Source organism: Pontibacter indicus, from assembly GCF_900156345.1.
Taxonomy (GTDB): Bacteria; Bacteroidota; Bacteroidia; order Cytophagales; family Hymenobacteraceae; genus Pontibacter; species Pontibacter indicus.
This window is the reverse complement of the sequence record NZ_FTPP01000002.1, coordinates 1,016,743-1,035,348: the sequence shown is the minus strand read 5'-3', so window position 1 is coordinate 1,035,348 and position 18,606 is coordinate 1,016,743. Positions and strand designations below refer to the sequence as shown.

Annotated in this window: 19 protein-coding genes; 12 read left to right on the top strand and 7 right to left on the bottom strand. The window is 51.6% G+C overall.

Annotated elements, in window-relative coordinates:
- Positions 1-68: 68 nt before the first annotated feature.
- On the top strand, positions 69-1,049 hold the full coding sequence (meaB, locus tag B0B12_RS13380) for a methylmalonyl Co-A mutase-associated GTPase MeaB (RefSeq protein WP_076669550.1): 981 nt from the start codon (positions 69-71) through the stop codon (positions 1,047-1,049).
- Between the two features lie 59 nt (positions 1,050-1,108).
- Here meaB and folB read toward each other — a convergent pair whose 3' ends face one another.
- From folB to B0B12_RS13365, 3 genes are read right to left on the bottom strand one after another with little or no spacing between them, the layout of a single operon-like run.
- Positions 1,109-1,465 (bottom strand): dihydroneopterin aldolase, encoded by a 357-nt coding sequence (gene folB, locus B0B12_RS13375; protein WP_076669549.1) that lies wholly within the window; start codon positions 1,463-1,465, stop codon positions 1,109-1,111.
- A 10-nt stretch (positions 1,466-1,475) separates the two neighbouring features.
- Complete coding sequence (locus tag B0B12_RS13370; protein ID WP_076669548.1) at positions 1,476-2,468, bottom strand: DivIVA domain-containing protein; 993 nt, start codon at positions 2,466-2,468, stop codon at positions 1,476-1,478.
- Entirely contained in the window at positions 2,428-3,396 is a 969-nt protein-coding gene (locus B0B12_RS13365; RefSeq protein WP_076669547.1) for a WD40 repeat domain-containing protein, read from the bottom strand. The genes B0B12_RS13370 and B0B12_RS13365 overlap by 41 nt, the downstream gene beginning before the upstream one ends.
- 85 nt (positions 3,397-3,481) lie before the next feature.
- Here B0B12_RS13365 and B0B12_RS13360 point away from each other — a divergent pair, with 85 nt between their 5' ends.
- The gene (locus B0B12_RS13360) at positions 3,482-4,120 is read left to right on the top strand and encodes a 4'-phosphopantetheinyl transferase superfamily protein (protein ID WP_076669546.1); all 639 of its coding nucleotides are present in this window, start codon (positions 3,482-3,484) and stop codon (positions 4,118-4,120) included.
- Between the two features lie 30 nt (positions 4,121-4,150).
- Positions 4,151-4,738: a thioredoxin family protein gene (locus tag B0B12_RS13355; protein WP_076669545.1), complete on the top strand. Its 588-nt coding sequence runs from the start codon at positions 4,151-4,153 to the stop codon at positions 4,736-4,738.
- 84 nt (positions 4,739-4,822) lie between these two features.
- Here the strand turns inward: B0B12_RS13355 and B0B12_RS13350 are convergent, their stop codons facing one another.
- The 4 genes from B0B12_RS13350 to B0B12_RS13335 all read right to left on the bottom strand — a co-directional run bounded on the left by B0B12_RS13350 (position 4,823) and on the right by B0B12_RS13335 (position 9,572).
- Positions 4,823-5,671 carry a transglutaminase-like domain-containing protein gene (locus B0B12_RS13350; protein ID WP_076669544.1) on the bottom strand — a complete coding sequence of 283 codons (849 nt, stop codon included), beginning with the start codon at positions 5,669-5,671 and terminating at the stop codon, positions 4,823-4,825.
- 323 nt (positions 5,672-5,994) lie between these two features.
- Positions 5,995-7,623 (bottom strand): acyl-CoA carboxylase subunit beta, encoded by a 1,629-nt coding sequence (locus tag B0B12_RS13345; RefSeq protein WP_076669543.1) that lies wholly within the window; start codon positions 7,621-7,623, stop codon positions 5,995-5,997.
- An 89-nt stretch (positions 7,624-7,712) separates the two neighbouring features.
- A complete protein-coding gene (locus B0B12_RS13340; protein WP_076669542.1) occupies positions 7,713-8,768 on the bottom strand; it encodes an MlaD family protein in 1,056 nt (351 codons plus the stop codon).
- A 21-nt stretch (positions 8,769-8,789) separates the two neighbouring features.
- On the bottom strand, positions 8,790-9,572 hold the full coding sequence (locus B0B12_RS13335) for an N-acetylmuramoyl-L-alanine amidase family protein (protein WP_076669541.1): 783 nt from the start codon (positions 9,570-9,572) through the stop codon (positions 8,790-8,792).
- Between the two features lie 85 nt (positions 9,573-9,657).
- Here B0B12_RS13335 and B0B12_RS13330 point away from each other — a divergent pair, with 85 nt between their 5' ends.
- The 9 genes from B0B12_RS13330 to rplS all read left to right on the top strand — a co-directional run bounded on the left by B0B12_RS13330 (position 9,658) and on the right by rplS (position 18,476).
- On the top strand, positions 9,658-12,348 hold the full coding sequence (locus B0B12_RS13330; RefSeq protein ID WP_170871864.1) for a putative LPS assembly protein LptD: 2,691 nt from the start codon (positions 9,658-9,660) through the stop codon (positions 12,346-12,348).
- An 83-nt stretch (positions 12,349-12,431) separates the two neighbouring features.
- Positions 12,432-13,250 carry a 3-methyl-2-oxobutanoate hydroxymethyltransferase gene (gene panB, locus B0B12_RS13325; protein WP_076669539.1) on the top strand — a complete coding sequence of 273 codons (819 nt, stop codon included), beginning with the start codon at positions 12,432-12,434 and terminating at the stop codon, positions 13,248-13,250.
- A 137-nt stretch (positions 13,251-13,387) separates the two neighbouring features.
- The gene (locus B0B12_RS13320) at positions 13,388-14,068 is read left to right on the top strand and encodes an RluA family pseudouridine synthase (protein ID WP_076669537.1); all 681 of its coding nucleotides are present in this window, start codon (positions 13,388-13,390) and stop codon (positions 14,066-14,068) included.
- 419 nt (positions 14,069-14,487) lie between these two features.
- Entirely contained in the window at positions 14,488-15,258 is a 771-nt protein-coding gene (locus B0B12_RS13315) for an acyl-CoA desaturase (protein WP_076669536.1), read from the top strand.
- A 236-nt stretch (positions 15,259-15,494) separates the two neighbouring features.
- The gene (locus B0B12_RS13310) at positions 15,495-15,917 is read left to right on the top strand and encodes a hypothetical protein (protein WP_139337805.1); all 423 of its coding nucleotides are present in this window, start codon (positions 15,495-15,497) and stop codon (positions 15,915-15,917) included.
- A gap of 227 nt (positions 15,918-16,144) precedes the next feature.
- On the top strand, positions 16,145-16,693 hold the full coding sequence (locus B0B12_RS13305; RefSeq protein ID WP_076669533.1) for a 30S ribosomal protein S16: 549 nt from the start codon (positions 16,145-16,147) through the stop codon (positions 16,691-16,693).
- Positions 16,694-16,705: 12 nt separating this feature from the next.
- Positions 16,706-17,269 (top strand): ribosome maturation factor RimM, encoded by a 564-nt coding sequence (gene rimM / locus B0B12_RS13300; RefSeq protein WP_076669531.1) that lies wholly within the window; start codon positions 16,706-16,708, stop codon positions 17,267-17,269.
- Between the two features lie 11 nt (positions 17,270-17,280).
- On the top strand, positions 17,281-17,958 hold the full coding sequence (gene trmD / locus B0B12_RS13295; protein ID WP_076669530.1) for a tRNA (guanosine(37)-N1)-methyltransferase TrmD: 678 nt from the start codon (positions 17,281-17,283) through the stop codon (positions 17,956-17,958).
- 164 nt (positions 17,959-18,122) lie between these two features.
- The gene (rplS, locus tag B0B12_RS13290; protein WP_076669528.1) at positions 18,123-18,476 is read left to right on the top strand and encodes a 50S ribosomal protein L19; all 354 of its coding nucleotides are present in this window, start codon (positions 18,123-18,125) and stop codon (positions 18,474-18,476) included.
- The last annotated feature ends 130 nt before the right edge of the window (positions 18,477-18,606 follow it).

Sequence of the window (18,606 nt, the reverse complement as noted above, 5' to 3'; positions counted from 1 at the left end):
AGTGGCTTGGTAACGCATAAAGTCTAAATTTGTAAGGCAATCGATGTTATACCTAACGCTATACTGCCTTGGCAAAACGTTTCAGTGCTGATAAGTATGTAGAGGGCATTCTGGCAGGCGACCGTGTCATGCTGAGTCGGGCCATAACGCTGGTGGAAAGCCGGCTGGCCTCTGATTTGGATCTGGCACAGGACGTCATTAACCAGGTGCTACCACATGCCGGCAAATCGGTACGGATAGGTATAACCGGCGTACCCGGTGTGGGCAAGAGTACATTTATTGAAGCCTTCGGCAATTACCTGATTCAGGCGCAGAACAAGAAACTGGCCGTGCTGGCCATCGACCCAACCTCACAGCGCACCGGCGGCAGCATCCTGGGTGACAAAACGCGCATGGAATCGCTCTCCGTTAATCCCCAGGCCTACATTCGCCCTTCTCCTGCCGGCAAGTCGCTAGGTGGTGTGACGCGCAGCACCCGCGAGTCGATCATCCTTTGCGAAGCAGCCGGTTTTGATGCCATCATTGTGGAAACGGTTGGCGTGGGCCAATCCGAAACAGCGGTGCATGCCATGGTCGACTTTTTCCTGTTGCTGATGCTGGCGGGCGCCGGCGACGAACTGCAAGGCATCAAGCGCGGCATCATGGAAATGGCCGATGCCATTGCCATTACCAAAGCCGACGGCGAAAATGCCATGAAAGCCAAAGCCGCCCGCGCCGAGTACCAGAATGCCCTGCACCTATACCCTGTGGCCGCTTCTGGCTGGCTGCCCAAAGTTTCCGTCTGCTCCGCCATGGAACAAACTGGGCTCGACACGATCTGGCAAACAATCGACTCATATTTGGAGCTGACGCATCAAAACGGATTTTTCGAGAAAAAACGGCACGACCAAAACCTGCAGTGGATGTACGAGGCCATCCGCCAGGGGCTGGAGGATAATTTCTATGCGCACCAGCAGGTGAAAGACCAGTTGGCAGGTATAGCCGACGAGGTAAAGGCGGGAAGGAAGTCGGCTTTTGCGGCGGCAGCTGAACTGCTTAGGTTGGTATAGCCCACAAAAAAACAGCCGGCACATTCCTGCACCGGCTGCTCTTCAATCAATAAGTAAACTTATCGGGCTTCTGCTAACGTAACTTTGGCCCACTTGCAGATTCCTCCCAGTGGAGGGTTGAACTTGTACACATTTATTTTGACGGACTGCACAAACGGGAACCGCTCGTAGATCCTGTCGATGATCCGGTGCCCCAGGTGCTCCAGCAGCCGGGCCGGTACTTTCATTTCTTCCAGCGCCAGCGCATACAGCACTTCGTAGTTCACGGTTTCATCCAGGTCGTCGCTTTCGGCGGCGCGCCGCAGGTCGGTTTCGATGAACAGGTCGATGCCGTACTTGTTGCCGATCTTCTGCTCTTCGTCGTAAAAACCGTGGAAGGCGAAGAACTCCATCCCCTCCAGTGCAATCTGTCCCATCTGGTCCGAACTAGCCTATCTCGTCGAAGAAAGAACCGGCAGGCTTCTGCTCACGGCGCTGTGCCCAGTCGGCCAGGCTGTTGCGCGATGGCTCCGTCATCGGAGGCTGAATCTCGGGCTGCTCAGGCTTAATGGGCTGAATTTCAGGTATAGGCTGCTCAATCTCAGGGCCGCTCGGGGTGCCCGGATAGTCTGGCTTAGGCTGCTCGATCTCTGGCGATGGCACGTTTGGCACTGGTGTTACCGGGTTCGGAATTTCCGGATGCGGCTGTGTCACGTCCGGGGCCGGGTCGCCAAGTGGCTCGTAGCCGTTGCCGGCCGTAACAGGTATAGCGGTTGCTGCTGTAGCTGTAGCCGTGGCCGTAGCCGCTGGCAGTTGTATTGTTCGGTTTGTTGTCGTTTCCATATCTTTCAGATTACGCAGCAGTTCGGGCTGTTCTACCCGAAGCTCGGCCGCTCTTGAAAGAATACTGGCTGTACTGGTTTTAGGTTTTGACTTTGCCTTTTCAGCCTTCTCCAACGCCTCGTTGGCCAGGTTGCGCAGGTCACGCACCATGCTCTCCAGGTACGACTCCATGCGCTGGTAATCCTGCTCCAGAGCTTTGATCTCCTGCTGCATCTCGCTCATCACGCGCTCTGCCTGCTTGGTGCTGTCTTCCAGCACCATACGGGCCTGGTTGCGGGCCGTGTTCAGCAATTGGTCGGCCTGCAGCTGTGCCTCGCGTATCTTCAACTCCGACGACTTGTTGGCCTGCTCCAAAATGGAGTTGCCCGTGTCCTCGGCTGTTTTCAGGGTTTTGTACAATGAAGATTCCACCTCGCGCAGCTTTTGCGTTTCGCGGTGCGACGCCTCCAGCTTGTTGCGCAGGTCTTTGTTCTCATCGAGCAGCTTCTCCCACTGCTGCGATAAAGTCAGCAAAAAAGCATTTACTTCGTCCTTGTCGAGCCCTCTAAACGCCTTCTCAAATGTTTTTTGTCTGATTTCTAAGGGTGTAATCTTCATGATCCAAGCTGAATTTAATATCCCACACCGAAATGGTGCGGTCATCACTACACGAAACTAACTGATTCTGATGAGCCGACCAAAATAATTTGTTGACGGAGGTGCCGTGGCTCGCATTTCGGACTTTATCAATAACCTTGAGCAGCTTAAAGGTTCGGGCATCCCACACTTTGATGGACTTATCCATGCTGCAGGTGGCAAAATGGAGCCCATCGGGGCTATAGGTGATGTGATTAACGGTATACATGTGAGCGATCACGTAGCCACGCTCCTTGTATTTTTCCTGTACCTCCCATACCCTCAGGTGGGCATCACGGCCTGCAGTGAGCAGCTGCGTGCCATCCGGAGAGTAAACGACCGTAAAGACCGAATTGGTATGCGATGGCAGTTCATGCTTCAATTCCAGGGTAGTCGCGTCAAACACCCGCACCTGGTTGTCGCTATACCCGGCGGCCAACTCGTTGGTGGTTTTGTTGTAGGCCAGGCAGCGCACGCTCTGGTCTGATTTGCGCACCATGCTCCGGAGCTCAAAATCCTCAGCCCCAATCACGGCTATACCTCCATTACCGAGTGCTACGTATACCTGCCCGGTTTCAGGCACATAGGCAATGTCAAAGATAGGCACCTTCGGCAGCGCGACTGATTTGTGGATGGCTTTGCTCTCCAGATCAATTACTTGCAGTCCTTCCAGGTTCTGCCCGATCAGGAGCAGGTTGCGCTCCGGTACAAAGCGCAGTGCGTATACAGAAGTGGTGACTTTGGCGATCAGCTCTCCATTCTCAGGATGGTCCAGGTCCCAGGCGGCCACCATGCCGTCGCTGCCCGCCGAATAAATGGTGGTGGGTCCAGCGCCTCCCTCCAGGGTATACACACAATCGCGGTGGCCGGTCAGGGTGGCGACTTTCTGAACTTGTATCTTGCTAGCCATCTCTACTTCTTCTGTTACACTTAAATTTAGCTAAATTTACAACAATTGCCGCGAACCATGCCGCTGCCAACCCAAAATTACCGCTATGCCCCTCCTCCAGACCCGCGAACTTGATGCTCATACCTTACTGGGCGTGTGGCTTCTCGACGAAAGTCCGGAGGCACTGCGCTCGCTGTTGCCAGCACACTTTATACCTGACAAGAGCCTAGAGCAAACACACCCCAGACGGCAGCGCGAGTGGCTGGCCAGCCGCGCGCTAGCCTACCAACTATTGCGGCGCTTTACCGATGCCCCCCTCCCCCTGCTGCGCGACACAACGGGCAAACCTCTTTTTGCCGGTGCTCCGTTTCAGCTTTCCATCACCCACTCACCCCAGTTGGCTGCCGTTATACTTTCCGAGAAATACGATGTTGGCATAGATCTTGAACTGGTAAGCCCGAAGGCGCTGCGGGTGGCCGACAAGTTCCTGACGGATAAGGAAAAGACCTTTACGTCGGACAATGAACAGCAGACTTGCCTGTATTGGAGCGCTAAAGAAACGTTGTACAAGATGTATAGCCGAAAGCGACTTATTTTTAAGGAAAACCTACTGGTTGAACCTGCGCAGAGCCCTGAAAACAACTTATTGCAGGGTCACGTTATTACTGATAATTTTTCTAAATTGTACCAGATCCATCACGAAGTGCTTCACAACCACGTATTAACCTATAGTGTGGACCGTTGATATACCTTACACGCACCTAAACAAACAAACATGAAATATCTGGCTTCTTTTGTCGTCGCATTCCTGGTCACGGCCAGTGTGTTTGCGCAGGGCAGCTACCAACTGGGCAGCAAAGTGGCTGACTTCTCGCTCAAGGACGGACAGGGCAATGCTGTCTCTCTCAGCAATTTTGCCGATAGCAAAACGGTGGTGCTGGTGTTCACGGATAACAAATGTCCGTACGCCAAGCTTTACGAAAACCGACTGGTGACTTTATCGAGCACCTATGCGCCGCGAGGCGTGCAGTTCATCTTCATTAATCCGGGAGTGGGTGTAGGCGAAGGCAGCGATACCATGCAGGACCTGGCGGCCAAAAACTACAGTTTCCCATACCTGGCAGACGAAGGGCAGCGCATCAGCCAGAAATTTGGGGCCACGAAGACTCCCGAAGTTTTTGTGCTGCACAACATGGGCGGTGAGTTCGTGCTGAAGTACAAGGGCGCGATTGACGACAGCCCGCAGGTAGAGAGCGGCGTGCGAAACAACTACCTCAAATCCGTGATTGACGATGTGCTGGCCAATAAGAGCATCAGCGCAGCCGACAAGCGCGCGACCGGTTGTATGATCAAACGATACTAATGGCTATACCTATACCTGCCAAAACGAAAAGCCCGGCTTTCTTGCGAGCCGGGCTTTTCGTTTCTATACCTTTCTTAATAGGTCTTATATCGTCGGGTCTTCGTCCGTAATGGCGGTCAGCAGTCTGGTTACTTCGGCTGCTTTCTCCAGGTCGTTGGTTTTTTCGAACGAGAACGCCAGGTTGCGCAGCGCCCTTTTCACGATCTCGATGTTGGAGCAGGGCTCGTAGAATATGTCCACCGGGTTCAGGTTGAGTTGCACGATGTAGTTGTCGATGTCCGCTTTGGAGAGCATCAGGCCTTTGTTGTACACGTTGATGTAGAACTGCACTTCGCCCTGCTTGTAAATCAGGATGAAGAGGTTCGGTAGATTTACGCCGTAGACGGGCATCCCCAACCGCTGTGCAACGGTCATATAAATCACACAAAGCGTCAGCGGGTTTCCGCGCCTTGTCTCCAGTGCCAGGTGCATCATGGAGTTCGAAGGCGAGTGGAAGTTCTTGGTATTGGCCGAGAACCGCTTGTCACGAAAAAGCGAGTTGTTCAGCGATTTTACCTGGTCGTAAGGGTGCATGTTGTCCTTCATGTTTGTCCAGGCATCGAAGTACAACTGGTCAAGCGCCTTCGATAAAGTCGCCAGTTCCACGTCCGGGTATAAGTAGGTGTTTACAAGCCACATTCCTTCCACCAAGTCTACCCCGCCTCGCTCTTTCCAGTTTTTGAGGCGCTGCAACAGTCCGTCGAACTGCAAATGATGGATCAGGTCTTCAATCCGCTTCTGCAGGTCCGAGTTCAGCGTCTCTTCCCATTCCTCCTCCAGAAACGGGATGATGCTTTCTCCCAGCGACACAATCTTCTGCTCTACATGCGACGCGACCTCATAATCCATGTCATCCAACAGCGAGATCATCGCCTTTATCTCCTTCTTTGTCAAAATAATGCGAAATGGTTAATAGGTAATGAAAAATAACCGAGCAGACCGAATACTACCATCACCCCAATCGCTGCTCTTCTTTAAACTAACCCCTGAATCTGCCCGAAGATTTCAGAATGGGGAATAAAATCTAAATATTTCTACATAAGTCCGCTGTGCGCTGTTATCAATCTCCCTCCTCAACTTAGTCTCAAAGGTAGTACCACAGGCTGAATCACTGGTTCATGATTCAGATTTAGTCAGAATTATCTGAAAGATTTCGAACAGGTAAAGCATGCCAGGTATAAGTAATCAAACCCTATACCTGGAGCGCCCCATTAAAATTAAGTCTGTATAACGCCTACATTGTAAGGCTTCTCAATCGGTGCGTGGTTGGCGGCTTCTATGCCCATTGAGATCACCTTGCGGGTTTCCAGCGGGTCGATGATGCCGTCTATCCACAGGCGGGCTGCGGCGTAGTAAGGCGATAGCTCCTCGTTATACTTGGCCGTGATGCGCTCGAGTAGTTCCTTCTCAGCCTCTGGCGTAATCTCCTCTCCTTTTGCTTTCAGGGCTGATACCTGAATCTGCAGGAGCGTGTTGGCTGCCGCCGCACCGCTCATCACGGCTAGTTGAGCGGTCGGCCAGGCGTAGATCAGGCGCGGGTCGTAGGCTTTGCCGCACATGGCATAGTTGCCGGCCCCGTAGCTGTTGCCGATGATCACTGTAAACTTGGGCACAACGGAGTTTGCCATGGCGTTTACCATTTTGGCACCATCTTTAATAATGCCGCCATGCTCGGCCTTGCTGCCCACCATAAAGCCGGACACATCATGCAGGAACACGAGCGGAATTTTCTTCTGGTTGCAGTTCATGATAAAGCGGGCCGCCTTGTCAGCTGAGTCGGAGTAGATCACGCCGCCCATCTGCATCTCGCCTTTTTTGCTCTTTACGATCTTGCGCTGGTTGGCGACTATACCTACCGCCCAGCCATCAATGCGGCCCAATCCGCAGATCAGCGTCTGTCCATACAGGTCTTTGTAAGGCTCAAACTCTGAGTTGTCGACCAAGCGATGGATGATGTCCATCATGTCGTAAGGCTTGGTGCGGTCAGCGGGCAGCATTCCATAGATCTCTTTCTCATCGAGCTTCGGAGCGGCAGGCTCTACGCGGCTAAAGCCGGCTTTTGGGTTTTCGCCCAGTTTATCGAAGATGGTGCGGATGTGGTCCAGCGCCTCTTTATCGTCTTTGCACTTATAGTCAGTCACACCCGAAATCTCGCAGTGCGTGGAAGCACCGCCCAGCGTCTCGTTGTCGATGCTCTCGCCAATAGCCGACTTCACCAGGTATGAGCCGCCCAGGAATACTGAACCGGTTCCTTCCACGATCAGGGCTTCGTCGCTCATGATGGGCAGGTAGGCGCCACCGGCCACGCAGCTGCCCATGATGGCCGCGATCTGCACAATGCCCATCGAGCTCATCACGGCGTTGTTGCGGAACATGCGGCCGAAGTGCTCTTTGTCCGGAAAAATCTCGTCCTGCATCGGCAGAAACACACCGGCGCTGTCCACCAGGTATACGATCGGCAATTTGTTCTCAATAGAGATCTCCTGGGCACGCAGGTTCTTCTTGGCGGTGATCGGGAACCAGGCTCCGGCTTTTACGGTGGCATCATTCGCTACGACCACACACTGGCGGCCTTTGATGTAGCCTATACCTGTCACCACGCCGCCGCTCGGGCAGCCGCCTACCTCCTCGTACATACCCTCGCCGGCAAAGGCGCCGACTTCCAGGAACTCGGTTCCTTCGTCGAGCAGGTACGCGATGCGTTCGCGGGCTGTCATTTTACCTTTGGCATGCTCTTTTGCGATGCGCTTTTCGCCGCCGCCCAGGTGTACTTTCTTCAGTTTGCTTTTCAGCTGGAAACTCAGCTGTTTGAGAGAGTCTTCGTTCTTATTGAATTCGATATCCATGAAGGGTGATTATAAATAAGGGGACTACTTACAATGAAAAATCCGCTTTGAGGGCGGATTTCACAAATATACAATTTTTATAAGATGCACTATTGCCTTTTTGTGGTGTCGGCAGGCGTTACCTTTACGGAGTCAATGGCCGGGCGGCGGAACTCGTCCGGGTTCTCGTCCTGTAGTTCTTTCACCTCCTCCAGCGTGATCACACGTCCTGTGGCGTCTACCTTATACCTGTCTTTGCGGCCAATAAGCGAGAACTGCACGTAGCGCTTCGGATAGGCCTGGATGTCGCGCAGCAGCAGATTGAGTGCCTCCGTGGAGCGGTTCATGTTCTGGTACAGTTCCTCGTCGTTCATCAAACGGCCCAGTGAGCCCTCGTTCGAGTTAAGCTTGGCAACAGTTTTCTCCAGTTCGCTCACGGCCGAGTTGGCATTGGCTACCAGCTGCTTTACTTCTACCTGCTTGAGCGAATCTGTGATCTCGACCATGTTCAGCGCCAGGCGGTCGATGTTGCGCTGGGTCTGGTTGAGGGCCGAGGTAAGTTGGCTCAGGTTTCGGGTGATTTGGTTGATGTTGCGCTGGTTCTCGCGCAGTATTTCATTTATTGCCTCGGTGGTTTTGTTGGAGTTGGCCAGTATCTGCTGCAGGTTGCCTTTTGCCTCACTGTCGAGCAGCCGGTTGACGCGGGCCAGGGTAGTGTCTACTTTGTCGATGACCGGCACCGACTTGGATGAGAGCATGTCGGTAATGCTGGTTTCTTTGTAGCTGATCAGCTCCTCCCCACCATTGTATTGCTTGCTGTTGTTTTTCAGAAAGAGGGTGATGGCCTTACTGCCGAGCAGATCGGCGTTCCCCAGGCTGGCAATGGTCGAGTCCCCGATCTGCAGGTCTTTCCGGACTTCAATGTCTACGCGCACCATGTTAGCACGATCGGTCAGCAGGCGCAGGTCCTTTACATGCCCCACCTGTATACCGTTCAGAAACACGGGGTTAGAAATGGTGAGGCCGTCCACGTTGTCGTAGACAACGTAGTAGGTGTTTGATTTGGAGAAGATGGTGGATCCTTTCAGGAAGTCATACCCAAAAAACAGTATTACAATTGCCGCTATACCTAGCAGGGCAACCTTAATTTCCTTTGATATTTTCACGTAGGTGAGTTTGCTTTTGCATTAGTTCATGGCTTCAAGCTCTTGCTTGTATTCCTTGAAGGCACGATATATACCTGATGCCATATACGTCTGACCCGTTTTATCGTTAAGGAATTTTTCCTCAGTCGGATTGGTCAGGAAGCCTGCCTCAATGAGCACGCTCGGCATATAGGATTTCCAAAGCACGAGGAAGCCTGCCTGCTTCACGCCGCGGCTGGTGCGGCCCACCCTGTTTTTGAACTCATTTTCTACTTTCTGGGCAAAGCGAAGGCTGTTGTCGATGTAGGCGCTTTGGTGCAGTGCAAACATGATGTGGCTCTGCGGTGAGTTCGGATCGAAGCCACCGTATTTTTCTTTGTAGTCGTCTTCCTGCAGAATAACGGCGTTTTCGCGCTTGGCTACGGCCAGGTTGTTATTAGAGGTATGGAGACCCATGGTATAGGTCTCGGTGCCGTAGGCAGAGGGAGGCCCGGCGTTCAGGTGGATGGAGATGAACAGGTCCGCGTTGTTTTTGTTGGCGATCCCGGCACGGTCAATCAACTCCACAAAGGTATCGTCCTTGCGGGTGTAAACAACTTTCACGTCCGGCACGTTCTTCTCAATTAACGCACCGACCTGCAAGGCCAGTTTTAAGGCCACGTCGGCCTCATGCGAAATTTTGCCGTTACAGCCTATGTCTTTGCCGCCATGCCCCGCATCGATCACTACCGTGCGCAACTTGTACGCTTTGCGGTATTCGAGCTTGCTGGAAGAGAGTAGAAGTAAACTTAGGGCCAGAATGGAGATAGTAACAATATTTCTCACAACGCTCGTTAGTTAAAAGCTAAAACAATAACTTTGTACAAAATAAATAAAACTTTAGGGAAGTCTGAAGAAGTTGCGCTACATTTTGATTTTTTTGCTGCTGGTGCAGCTCGTCGTGCTTTCTGCCCCGTCTGCGCTGGGCCAACGGGTCCGCCGCCCTACCACTACGGCCGCGCCAAAAGACACCGTCAACATCTCTCCCCCGCAGGATTCGCTTGTGACCAAGGCACCGCAGGGCGACATCGAGACCACAATCAATTACTCTGCCAAAGACTCCATCTTGTTTGAGGTAGACCGCAAAGTAGTACATCTCTACGGAGATGCCAAAATCGATTATGGCACGATGGAACTTGCCGCGGCCTACATCAAGATCGACTACGACCTGAACACGCTCACCGCAACGACCCTCACCGACTCAACAGGCCAGGAGACTGGTACACCGGTGTTTAAAGACGGAGCCGAAAGCTACGCGGCCAAACGCATTGCCTATAACTATAAGACCAAACGCGGCCAGATCGCTGAAGTAGTAACGCAACAAGGCGAGGGGTATATACATTCCGAGGTGGTGAAAAAAAATGAGCACAACGAGATTTTCGGTCTGCACAACAAATACACTACCTGTAACCTTGAGCACCCGCACTTCTACATCAGTGCCGGCAAGATAAAGGCTATACCCAACGACAAGATCATGTCGGGTCCGTTCAATCTCGTGATCGCTGACATCCCTACGCCGCTCGGCTTTTTGTTTGGCCTCTTCCCGACGCCGAAAAACAAGCGCTCATCCGGCGTGATCATGCCGACCTTTGGTGAGTCGCGCGCGCGCGGCTTTTACCTGAGCAACGGCGGCTATTACCTGGCTCTGAACGACTACATCGGCACCCGCATCACCGGCGACATCTACTCGCTGGGCGGGTATAAAGTAACGGTTGACAACACCTACATCAAGCGCTACTCATACCGTGGCAACTTCAACTTCAGCTACGACTACTTTGTAAATGACGAGGCTGATCTGGGCAACCCTGATCGATCTACCAACAGCCGTGCAGGTCTGCCGCCTAGCCAGCGCACTGCTTTTATTACCTGGTCACACAACCCGGTGCAGAAGCCTGGCCGTGGCCGTTTCTCAGCCAACGTGCGGGCCGGTAGCAGCCAGCACAACCGCGTGAACTACAACAGCCCGAACAACTACCTGGCTCCGACTTTTAACTCAACCATCACTTACCAGAAAAACATCCAAAACTCGCCTTTCAGCTATACCGCCACGCTGAGCCAAGGCCAGAACAACGGGGGCTTTACAGAAGACGGCAAACCGGCCCCAACTACCATGCGCTTCACGCTGCCCGACCTGAGCTTTGCGATGACCCAGACGAGCCTGTATGAGCTTTTCTCGAAGAACGTACCGACCGGCAAATGGTACGAGAACTTTTCCGTGGGCTACAACGTGCGTGTGCGTAATGAGGTGTCGAACCAAGTAACTGCTCGCAGATTGGGCAACCTGCCAGTGGTAGGTGGAACAGACCGAGACACCACCTTTGCCCTTAACTTTGACAACCTGGGGAAGCTCTGGCAAAATGGACGAAAGAGTGCCGACCACAACTTTACCTTTAACCTGGGCAACTACAAGGTGTTACGTTTTTTCAACCTGACGCCAACTGTCAATTACCGGGAGTCCTGGTTTGACAAAAAACTGACCTATACCTTCGACGAAGAACAGCAGGCTGTACGCATCGATACGGCAGGTTTTGGCAGAGTGTACGAGTATGGAGCTGGCGCTTCCCTTAACACGACCGTGTACGGCACCGTGCAGTTTCCTAAGAGCAAGCGTGTAGAGGCCATCCGCCACACCATGACCCCAAGCGTTAGCTACGGGTATCGTCCTAACTTCGGCGACGAAAGCCGCTTCGGCTTTAACCAGACCACACAGGTAGCCATTGACTCACTCACCAATCAGCCGATCTTTCAAACACTGCCACGCTTTAATGGCAACGTGCCTTCGGGCGGATTGGCAAGCAACATAAGCATGCAGATCAATAACCGTGTAGAGATGAAAGTGCGCTCACGTAGCGACTCTACCGAGGCTAAGTCTGAAAAGGTCAGTCTGATCGACAACCTGAACATAGGCGCTTCCTATAACCTGGCCGCCGACTCGCTTCGTCTTTCAAACATCAACATCAACATGAACACGCGCCTGTTCAAAGTGTTTGATGTTAGCTTGACGTCTAATTTTGACCCGTACCAGCTTAGCCCCGATGGCAATCGCCGCATCGACCGCTACATGGTGGAGGCTCCAGGTTTTAAGTTGGCCAGGCTGACCAATGCCAACCTGAGTGTGCGAGCCAACTTTAACCCGGAAGCACGCTCTACGAACACGCCGCCACCATCCAACCTGCCCGGTATGCTGAATCCGAACGACCAGTTTTTGCCGGACTATGTGGACTTCAATATTCCATGGACGCTCAATGTGGACTATACCATCTACTACACCGGTGGCACACCACAAAACCCAAGTGCAATCACGCAGAACATCGGTATGCAGGGTACGCTGAACCTGACCGAAAAGTGGAAGTTTGGCTACATGGCCGGGTATGACTTTACCAACCAGAACATTTCCAACGCCAGACTCGACATTTACCGCGACCTGCACTGCTGGGAGATGAGCATTGGCTGGAACCCGTTCGGCTTGATGCGCGGCTATAACGTGACCATCAACGCCCGGTCTGCCCTCCTGCGCGACCTGCGCCTGACCAGAAACAGGTCCGGTATGAACTTTAGATAAGCCCCGAACAGCCATACCTGAAAATAGGATGGCTGTTTATGTTTTGATTTTATAACTTTGAATCAAATCCAAACCTGCATCCTATGTCTGTTCATAAAAGCGACGTAAAAAAAGTCACCACGCACCAGTTGCAGAATATGAAAGAGCGCGGCGAGAAAATCTCCATGCTCACGGCCTACGACTATTCCATGGCCACCATCCTGGACGCTGCCGGCGTGGACGTGCTGCTCGTTGGCGACTCTGCCTCTAACGTTATGGCCGGTCACGAAACAACACTCCCCATCACGCTGGACCAGATGATCTACCATGCCTCTTCTGTAGTGCGTGGCGTGAACCGCGCTTTTGTGGTGGTGGACCTACCCTTCGGTTCTTACCAGGGCAACTCCTCTGAAGCACTGCGCTCCACCATTCGCATCATGAAGGAGTCAGGTGCGCACGGCATCAAACTGGAAGGCGGCGCTGAGATAAAGGAATCGATCGTGCGCATCCTGAGCGCGGGCGTGCCGGTGATGGGTCACCTGGGCCTGACCCCGCAGTCCATTTACAAATTTGGTACTTATACCGTGCGAGCCAAGGAAGAAGCTGAAGCACAGAAGCTGATCGACGATGCCCTGTTACTGCAGGAGCTGGGTTGCTTCTCGATCGTACTGGAGAAGATCCCTTCTGAACTGGCCAAACGTGTTGCTGAGAAACTACAGATCCCGATCATAGGAATAGGCGCTGGCCCGCACGTAGACGGACAGGTGCTAGTAGTGCACGACATGCTGGGCATCAATAAAGAATTCAAGCCCCGTTTCCTGCGCCGCTACGCCGACCTGCACACCATCATGACTGACGCCGTGCAGAACTATGTGAAGGATGTCAAAAGCAAGGATTTTCCGAACGAGAAGGAAGCGTATTAATGAATATTAATGAGTAGTGAATAATGACTAATGATCAATAAATGATGGTTACTTCATTGCGTGTCGCTTCTTTAATCATGCTCCCTCCTCTTTTTTATTAATCATTATTCACTACTCATTATTAATTATTGCAGCCCATGGCTTTGCTCGACGTTCTTTTTGAGGATAACCATGTGCTGGTCGTGAACAAGCCGGCGGGTCTGCTGGTGCACGGAGACGAAACCGGCGATGTGTGCCTGGCCGATCTGGCGAAGGAGTATATCAAAGAGAAGTACAGCAAACCGGGCAATGTGTACATCGGCGTAGTGCACCGGCTGGACAGACCCGTGAGCGGCGTGGTGTTACTGGCCAAAACATCCAAGGCACTCTCCCGCCTCAACGAGCTTTTCCGCAGCAAGAAGACTGTGAAAACTTACTGGGCCGTGGTGCTCAACCGACCTGCTATACCTGAGCAGACGCTTGTACATTGGCTCATCAAAGACAGCAGTCGTAATGTGACCAAAGCCTATGCCCGCGAGAATAAAAGCGGCCTGCGTTCCGAGCTGAGCTACCGTTTGATCGGGCAACATGATAAAAACTACCTGCTGGAAGTAAATCCCGTCACAGGTCGTCCGCACCAGATCCGGGTGCAACTGGCCTCCATGAACTGCCCCATTGCTGGAGACCTGAGGTATGGCGCCAGCCAGCCACTCCCGGACAAAAGCATCGCCCTGCACGCCCGCAGCCTGCAGTTCGAACACCCCACCCTCAAAACCATGATCACTGTGACGGCCCCGCTTCCTGCAGCTCCTGTCTGGAAAGCCTTTATTAATGAGTAATGAATAATGACGAATGAGTAATGATTAGGGTGTAGCTATACGATCAGCTTATACCTTACTTCAGTACATAAGCCTGCCTTCTCACCTCTCGCAGTCTTAGTTCATTGCGTATTAGCCTCTATTTATTGCATTATACCTTACCGCATCATTCGCTGATAATTATTTATCCGGCACCGTTCTCTACTCATTATCCACTCGTCATTAACCATTATTCATTCATCATTATTAATTCTCCATTATTCACTATTCATTACTCATTCGTCATTCATAAAAACTGACATTTATCATCTTTCTGAACTTTTATACCTGATTTTGTTCTTTCTATAGAATCAGATCGTAATTTTGCGAAGGCATGGTGACTGCTTTTTGCACCGCTATACCTGAATCAGAATTAATCACCTCTATATACCTATTGCTTAATGGCCATACTTATTTTCTTCGTACTGCACTGGTACCTCTCTTTGTTTGTGCAGACTTTCTTCCTGCACCGCTACGCTGCGCACAAGATGTTCACCATGAACCCGTTCTGGGAGAAGGCTTTTTACCTGCTTACTTACATCGCGCAGGGTTCTTCTTTCCTGTCGCCGCGCGCCTACGCTATTTTGCACCGCATGCACCACGCCTTCTCCGACACCGAGCGTGACCCGCATTCGCCGCACTATTCCAACAACGCCTTTACGATGATGTGGAAGACCAAGAACATTTACAATGACGTACTGAACAATCGTGTGGAACCAGAGCGTCGCTTTGACGGTGACTACCCGGTATGGCCGTTGATCGAGAAAGTGGGTGACAGCTATTACTCACGCATCGGCTGGGGTGTGGCTTATGTGCTGTTCTACATCGCCTTCGCTACGCAGTGGTGGATGTTCCTGCTGTTGCCACTCCACTTCCTGATGGGCCCGGTACACGGCGCGATCGTAAACTGGAGCGGTCACAAGTATGGCTACCAGAACTTCGACAACAACGACAAGTCACGCAACTCGCTTTTCTTCGACTTTCTGACTGGCGGCGAGCTGTTCCAGAACAACCACCACAAACTGCCTAACCGCGTGAACTTCGGTGTGAAATGGTGGGAAGTGGACCCAACCTGGCCGGTAATCTGGACGCTGGACAAGCTGAGCATCATCAAGCTGAAGCCGGTGAAAGTAAAAGCTGCCAGACCTCCAAGAGTAAAAGCTAACGCTTAATCATATTCAAAGCCCTTCGGAAACGGAGGGCTTTTTATTTTGCAAAGGTCAGAACAAGAGGTTGTATATATGTAAAAAATATTAATTTTATTCTATACTATTAACTAGCAGAATCTATTAGAACAACGTTTACCACCAATTCTCTATCAAAGATCTCGATGTTGCGCTTCCTCTTGACGCTATTTATTCTCCCGTTGTGCTTATCCTGCAAAAAGGAGTCAATTGAAGAACCGCTAATGCAATATCACTTCATTGAATTTGTAGATGCCTCTGGTAAAAACCTCTTGGAAAGCGGCAGGATATCCACTTCTGAGTTCAGGCTTATTTCTGGCGATTTCACATTCACCTGGGACGAAATGCTGGCACACAAGGAGCGCGACGCTACATCGATCTCTGAAACTCTCCCTCATAACTATGAACATGCCGTTATCCTTAACGAGATGCTAAGCAACGATCACTTGCTTTTAGAGGCATCGCAAGGCAACTTAGGTTCCTATGGACCTCGAGAGAAAATCTTCACTCTGAATGGGGCAAACCACACGTTCACGTATTCGCTTCAAGAGGGCTTCTACCAGAATGGCAAGAAGCTGGCATCCACCACTGAAGTGATTGACAAAGGCTATATATTCCTGCACCGCATTGTACTAGAGGAATTTTAAGAGCCGAGTGTGTTAAGATAATAAGAGAGCCCTCCCGCAATGGAGGGCTTTTTTGTTTGGCCTATACCTGGCGGAGTATGTGTGTTGGCGAATGTCTACCTATACCTTACAATCTAGACTCCCAAATCAATTCCTAAATATCTTGCATTAATCGGCACAAAATCATTACCTTTGCGGTTCTAAAAACTGGCGGACGGGTTTCGCCGACTTAACTATTTATATAAAAAATGGCTGTTAAAATCAGACTGGCCCGCAGAGGCCGCAAAAAAGCCGCTATCTACGATATCGTAGTAGCTGACGCTCGTGCACCACGTGATGGTAAATTCATCGAGAAACTGGGTACTTACAACCCAAACACTAACCCTGCTTCTATCGATTTCAGCGAGGAGAAGGCGTTCCAGTGGTTGATGAATGGTGCTCAGCCAACTGACACTGTAAAAGCGATGCTTTCTTATAGAGGTATTCTGTACAAGAAGCACCTGCAGATCGGTGTAGCAAAAGGTGCTATTTCTCAGGAGACTGCTGATGCTCGTTTCGAAGAGTGGAAGCAGGCGAAAGAGGCCAAAATCGAAGGCAAGCGTACTACACTGGGCTCTGAGAAAGAGGCGAAGCGTAAGGCTGCATTCGAAGCTGAAACGAAAGTGAAAGAAGCTCGTGCAGAGGCAATCCGTCAGCGTGAAGCTGCCAAGCTGGCTGCTGATGCTCCTGCTGCTGAAGGTGAAGAGGCTACTGAGGCACCAGCTGCCGAAGGCGAGTCTACTGAAGAGCAAGCATAAATTACGGTTGCCATGCACATTGATGACTGCTTCCTGTTAGGTCACATCGTCAAGACCCATGGCATCAAGGGGCAGGTTGTCGCGTTTTTCGACGTGGACTACCCCGAAGATTACGATGAATTGGAATCAGTCTTCCTGGAACAACAGGGAAGACTGGTTCCTTTTTTTATTGCCGGCATGGAGCCGCAGGCGAAAGGCCGCTTCATCATCAAGTTCGAGGACATTGATACCATCGAGCAGGCTGAGAAGCTGCGCAACGTAAGCCTATACCTGCCACTCGACGAGCTGCCTGAGCTGGAAGAAGGACAGTTTTACTTCCATGATGTGATCGGCTACCGTGTGGTGGACCAGAGCCACGGCCCCCTCGGCACCGTGAAAGAATTTTATGACATGCCGCAGCAGCAGCTGATGGCCATGGACTACAACGGCGAAGAAATGCTGGTGCCTGTACTGGACGACGTGTTTCTGAGAGCCGACCACGACACCAAGGAGTTGCACGTGAACCTGCCGGAAGGTTTGCTGGAAGTATACACCCAGCCCGGCACCCCTGACGACGCCGACGACCGCGACGAGTAAGCCCTGTTATCATGCGTTTTGACATTATCAGTTGCCAGCCCGACCTGCTGGACAGTCCCTTTAGCCATTCCATCGTTAAGAGAGCGCAGCAAAAAGGCCTGGTAGACATCCACATCCACGACCTGCGCAAATACGCCATCAACAAGCATGGCCAGATTGACGACTACGCCTTTGGCGGTGGGGCAGGTATGGTAATGATGATCGAACCCATCGACAAGCTACTGTCAGATCTGAAAGCCGAGCGCGACTACGATGCTGTGATTTACATGACGCCTGATGGGCAGACGCTGAACCAGCAGGTGGTGAATCAGTTTTCGCTCATGCGTAACGTCATTATTCTGTGTGGGCATTACAAAGGCGTGGACGAGCGGGTGCGACAGCACTACGTGACCCACGAGATCAGCATCGGCGACTACGTGTTGTCGGGCGGTGAGTTGGGAGCGGCTGTGCTGGCCGATGCCATTATCCGCATCATTCCGGGCGTGCTCAACGACGAGTCCTCTGCCCTGACCGATTCGTTTCAGGACGGCTTGCTGGCACCACCGGTCTATACCCGCCCAGCGGATTACAAAGGCATGAAAGTGCCGGATATTTTGCTTTCCGGAGACGGTCCCAAAATAGAGCAGTGGCGCTTTGAGCAGGCGATTGAGCGCACAAAACAGCGCCGGCCAGACCTGCTGAACGAGTAGCCTAGCAGGTATAGAAACACCTCTAAATGCGCTGCTACAGCCCGTTTAAAGGATTAGTTTCAAAAACTTATATTTTTTTACTGCAAAAATTCTTAAGTAATAAATAATTACATATCTTTGCAGTCCGAATTTTGAAGAAGATATTTAGCTTTAACAACATAGCCATGAGCGAATTACTTAAATTTATCGAGCAGGAATCTACAGACAAGCGCGCCTCTTTCCCGACTTTCCAGTCTGGCGATACCATCAACATCCACGTGAAAATCCGTGAGGGTAACAAAGAGCGTGTTCAGCAGTTCCAAGGCGTTGTTATTCAGCGCAAGAACGTAAACACAAACGGTGAGACTTTCACTGTAAGAAAAGTGTCTAACCAGATTGGTCTGGAGCGTATTTTCCCACTTCTTTCGCCTGCTATCGAGAAAATCGAGCTTGTGAGAAAAGGCCGTGTTAGAAGAGCTAGACTGTACTACCTGAGAGGTCTGCAAGGTAAGGCTGCCCGTATCAAGGAAAGAAGATAATCGAAGAACCTGTTTTCATAAGTTTTCCATAGTTTTAGTAAAAAGGAGCCGTTTCTCAGCAAACGGCTCCTTTTTTTATACCTGTTCCAAAACCGGCTATACCTGCTGTGTCCAGGCTTGCTATCTTTGC

Excerpts from the sequence above, each read along its gene's own strand:
- rplS (WP_076669528.1), top strand. The coding sequence starts at position 18,123 with ATGAGCGAATTACTTAAATTTATCGAGCAGGAATCTACAGACAAGCGC.
- B0B12_RS13310 (WP_139337805.1), top strand. The coding sequence starts at position 15,495 with ATGCAATATCACTTCATTGAATTTGTAGATGCCTCTGGTAAAAACCTC.
- B0B12_RS13320 (WP_076669537.1), top strand. The coding sequence starts at position 13,388 with ATGGCTTTGCTCGACGTTCTTTTTGAGGATAACCATGTGCTGGTCGTG.
- folB (WP_076669549.1), bottom strand. The coding sequence starts at position 1,465 with ATGGGACAGATTGCACTGGAGGGGATGGAGTTCTTCGCCTTCCACGGT.
- rimM (WP_076669531.1), top strand. The coding sequence starts at position 16,706 with ATGCACATTGATGACTGCTTCCTGTTAGGTCACATCGTCAAGACCCAT.
- B0B12_RS13360 (WP_076669546.1), top strand. The coding sequence starts at position 3,482 with ATGCCCCTCCTCCAGACCCGCGAACTTGATGCTCATACCTTACTGGGC.
- B0B12_RS13370 (WP_076669548.1), bottom strand. The coding sequence starts at position 2,468 with ATGAAGATTACACCCTTAGAAATCAGACAAAAAACATTTGAGAAGGCG.
- B0B12_RS13345 (WP_076669543.1), bottom strand. The coding sequence starts at position 7,623 with ATGGATATCGAATTCAATAAGAACGAAGACTCTCTCAAACAGCTGAGT.
- trmD (WP_076669530.1), top strand. The coding sequence starts at position 17,281 with ATGCGTTTTGACATTATCAGTTGCCAGCCCGACCTGCTGGACAGTCCC.
- B0B12_RS13355 (WP_076669545.1), top strand. The coding sequence starts at position 4,151 with ATGAAATATCTGGCTTCTTTTGTCGTCGCATTCCTGGTCACGGCCAGT.
- B0B12_RS13305 (WP_076669533.1), top strand. The coding sequence starts at position 16,145 with ATGGCTGTTAAAATCAGACTGGCCCGCAGAGGCCGCAAAAAAGCCGCT.
- panB (WP_076669539.1), top strand. The coding sequence starts at position 12,432 with ATGTCTGTTCATAAAAGCGACGTAAAAAAAGTCACCACGCACCAGTTG.
- B0B12_RS13315 (WP_076669536.1), top strand. The coding sequence starts at position 14,488 with ATGGCCATACTTATTTTCTTCGTACTGCACTGGTACCTCTCTTTGTTT.
- B0B12_RS13365 (WP_076669547.1), bottom strand. The coding sequence starts at position 3,396 with ATGGCTAGCAAGATACAAGTTCAGAAAGTCGCCACCCTGACCGGCCAC.